At 70.8% G+C, this 3138-nt stretch carries 3 protein-coding genes; all 3 read left to right on the top strand.

Going from position 1 to position 3138, the window contains the following annotated elements; genetic code table 11:
• Positions 1 to 42 precede the first annotated feature (42 nt).
• Positions 43 to 1002 (top strand): glycine betaine ABC transporter substrate-binding protein, encoded by a 960-nt coding sequence (locus GL263_RS24170; RefSeq protein ID WP_182857865.1) that lies wholly within the window; start codon positions 43 to 45, stop codon positions 1000 to 1002.
• A 140-nt stretch (positions 1003 to 1142) separates the two neighbouring features.
• Positions 1143 to 2510, top strand: coding sequence for a GH1 family beta-glucosidase (locus GL263_RS24165; protein ID WP_182857864.1), 1368 nt, complete (start codon positions 1143 to 1145; stop codon positions 2508 to 2510).
• A partial coding sequence (locus GL263_RS24160) for an MFS transporter (protein WP_182857863.1) occupies positions 2507 to 3138 on the top strand: 632 nt, incomplete at its 3' end. The genes GL263_RS24165 and GL263_RS24160, both read left to right, overlap by 4 nt.

The raw sequence follows: 3138 nt of genomic DNA, 5'->3' as shown, positions 1-3138 counted from the left end.
CCACGAGAGTCCCCGACCCACACGAGAAGAGAGCAACCCGCCATGCACCACAAGCGCATACGCACCTCGCTCACCGTCGCCGCCGGCCTCACCGGCGTCCTCGCCCTCAGCGCCTGCGGCGCCGCCGACACCGGCAACGCCAAGGGCGGCGCCGACAAGGTCACCCTCGCCATGCCCTCCTGGGTCGGCGCCGAGGCCAACGTCGCCGTCGCCGCGAAGCTCCTGGAGGACGAGCTGGACGTGAGAACGTCCATCAAGACCATCGACGAGTCGCTGGCCTTCGACGCCCTGCACCGCGGCCAGGCCGACGCCATCCTGGAGGACTGGGGCGGCGCGCCGAAGAAGGTCGAGCAGTACGTCGACAAGCGCAAGACCGTCGTCTCCGGCGGCGGCCTCGGCGTGGAGGGCCACATCGGCTGGTTCGTGCCCAAGTACTACGCCGACAAGAACCCCGACGTCCTCGACTTCAAGAACCTCAACAAGTTCAAGGACGACTTCAAGACCCCCGAGTCCGGCGACAAGGGCCAGTTCATCGGCGCCGCGCCCTCCTACACCTCCTACGACAAGCACCTGATCAAGAACCACAAGCTGGACTACAAGATCCTGCCCACCGGCAGCGAGGCCGCCCAGCTCAAGGAGATCCAGCGGCTCTACAAGGCGAAGAAGCCGTTCCTCACCTACTGGTGGGACCCGCAGTGGATGAACGCCGACATCGAGATGGTCGAGGTGAAGCTGCCCGAGTACACCGAGGGCTGCAACAAGCCGGAGACCGAGACCAAATGCGGCTACGACACCAACATGCTCCAGAAGTACCTCAACGCCGACTTCGCGGAGAACGGCGGCAAGGCCGCCGAGTTCCTGAAGAACTTCGAGTGGAGCACCGAGGACCAGAACGCCGTCGCGAAGATGATCGCCGGCGACAAGATGAAGCGCGACGAGGCCGCCGCCAAGTGGATCGCGGACAACAAGTCCACCTGGGAGAAGTGGATCCCCAAGGACTGACCGCCTCGCTCTGACCCCCGCACCCCGGCACCCGGCCGCGCGCACCGCCCGCGGCCGGGTGCCGGCGCGTCCTCCGCCGTCATCTTCCTTGTCACGCACGTTCGTTGACGATTCACGCGCCCGCCGCGACCATCCCCAGCATGACAACAGGTGAGGTGGTTTCCCGCTTTCCCGACGACTTCCTGTGGGGCGTGTCGACCTCCGCCTTCCAGATCGAGGGCGCTCTGGAGGAGGACGGCCGCGGCCCCTCCGTCTGGGACGCCTTCACCGCCGTCCCCGGCAACGTCAAGGACGGCACCACGGCCGCGACCGCCTGCGACCACTACCACCGCTACCGCGAGGACGTGGCCCTCATCCACGACCTCGGCGTCGGCGCCTACCGCTTCTCCGTCGCCTGGCCGCGCGTCGTCCCCGACGGCACGGGACCGGTCAACCCGGCCGGCCTCGACTTCTACGACCGCCTCGTCGACGAACTGTGCTCCCGAGGCATCGAACCCGTCCCCACCCTCTTCCACTGGGACACCCCGCTCGCCCTGGAGGAGTCCCACGGCGGCTGGCAACACCGCGACACCGCATCGCACTTCGCCGACTACACCGCCGCCGTCGCCGCCCGGCTCGGCGACCGCGTCACCCGGTGGATCACCCTCAACGAGCCCGCCGAACACACCCTGCTGGGCCACGCCCTCGGCCAGCACGCCCCCGGCCACACCCTCGTCTTCGACGCCCTCCCCGTCGCCCACCACCTCCTCCTCGGCCACGGCCTGGCCGCCGAAGCCCTCCGGGCCGCCTCGGGAGGAGCCCGCATCGGCATCGCCAACTCCCACGGCCCCGTCTGGCCGGCCTCCGACGACCCCGCCGACAAGACCGCCGCCGACCTCTACGACGTCCTCCTCAACCGCCTCTTCGCCGACCCGCTCCTCCTCGGCCGCTACCCCGACGGCCTCGCCGAACTGATGCCCGCCGCCGACCTCACCGCCGACCTGGACCTCATCGGCCGCCCCCTGGACTGGTACGGCGTCAACTACTACCAACCCACCAGGGTCGCCGCCCCCGACGGCACCGCCACGGACTACGCCGGAGTACACCTCCCCGCCGAACTCCCCTTCACCCCGCGCCCGATCGAGGACCACCCGCTCACCGACTTCGGCTGGCCGGTCGTCCCCGAAGCCCTGACCGAACTCCTCCTCGACCTCCGCACCCGCTACACCGACAGCCTCCCGCCTCTGCTCATCACCGAGAACGGCTGCTCCTACCCCGGCCTCGACGACCAGGACCGCATCACCTTCCTCCACGGCCATCTCCACGCCCTGCACGCGGCCATGCAGTCCGGCGCCGACGTCCGCGGCTACTTCGTCTGGTCGCTGCTGGACAACTTCGAATGGGCTGAGGGCCACGCCCGCCGTTTCGGCCTCGTCCACGTCGACTACCCGACCCAGCGCCGCACCCCCAAGGCCTCCTACCACTGGCTACGCGCCGCCCTCCACGCGGCGACGGATCCCCGCCCATGACCGCTCCCACAGCCACCCACGACGCGCTCGCCGAGCCCGTCCACCCCGTCCCCGGCCGCTGGACGGCAGCCCTCGCCCTCGCCAACGGCGCGATCTGGGTCGGCTGGTACGGCCCGCTCCAGATCCTCCTCGCCCTCCAGGCCGCCGAGTACGCCCCGGCGGGCATGTCAAAGGAGTCGATGCTGGCCTGGGTCACCGGCGCCGGGGCCCTGGTCTCCCTGATCGCCAACCCGGTCTTCGGCGCCCTCTCCGACCGCACCACCGCGCGCTTCGGCCGCCGCACCCCCTGGATCGTCACCGGAGCGGCGGGCGGCGCCGCCTCCCTCCTCCTCCTGGCGACCGCCACCTCCTTCCGGGCGACGGTGCTCGGCTGGTGCCTCGTCCAACTCACCCTCAATGCCGCGTTCGCCGCCGTCACCGCCGCCGTCCCCGACCGGGTCCCCCGCGGTCAACGCGGCGCGGTGGGTGGCTGGTTGGGCGCCGCGCAGATCCTCGGCGTGGTCACCGGCGCCGGCCTCGCCACCCTCGCCGGCGGCATCACGGCCGGCTACGCGGCCTGCGCCGCCTTCGCCCTGCTCGGCGTCCTCCCCTACGTTCTGCGCCACCGCGACCCGCAGCTCCCCGCCAC

The organism is Streptomyces durbertensis (genome assembly GCF_014156695.1).
Lineage (GTDB): Bacteria > Actinomycetota > Actinomycetes > Streptomycetales > Streptomycetaceae > Streptomyces > Streptomyces durbertensis.
This window is presented reverse-complemented; position numbering and strand designations above follow the sequence as displayed.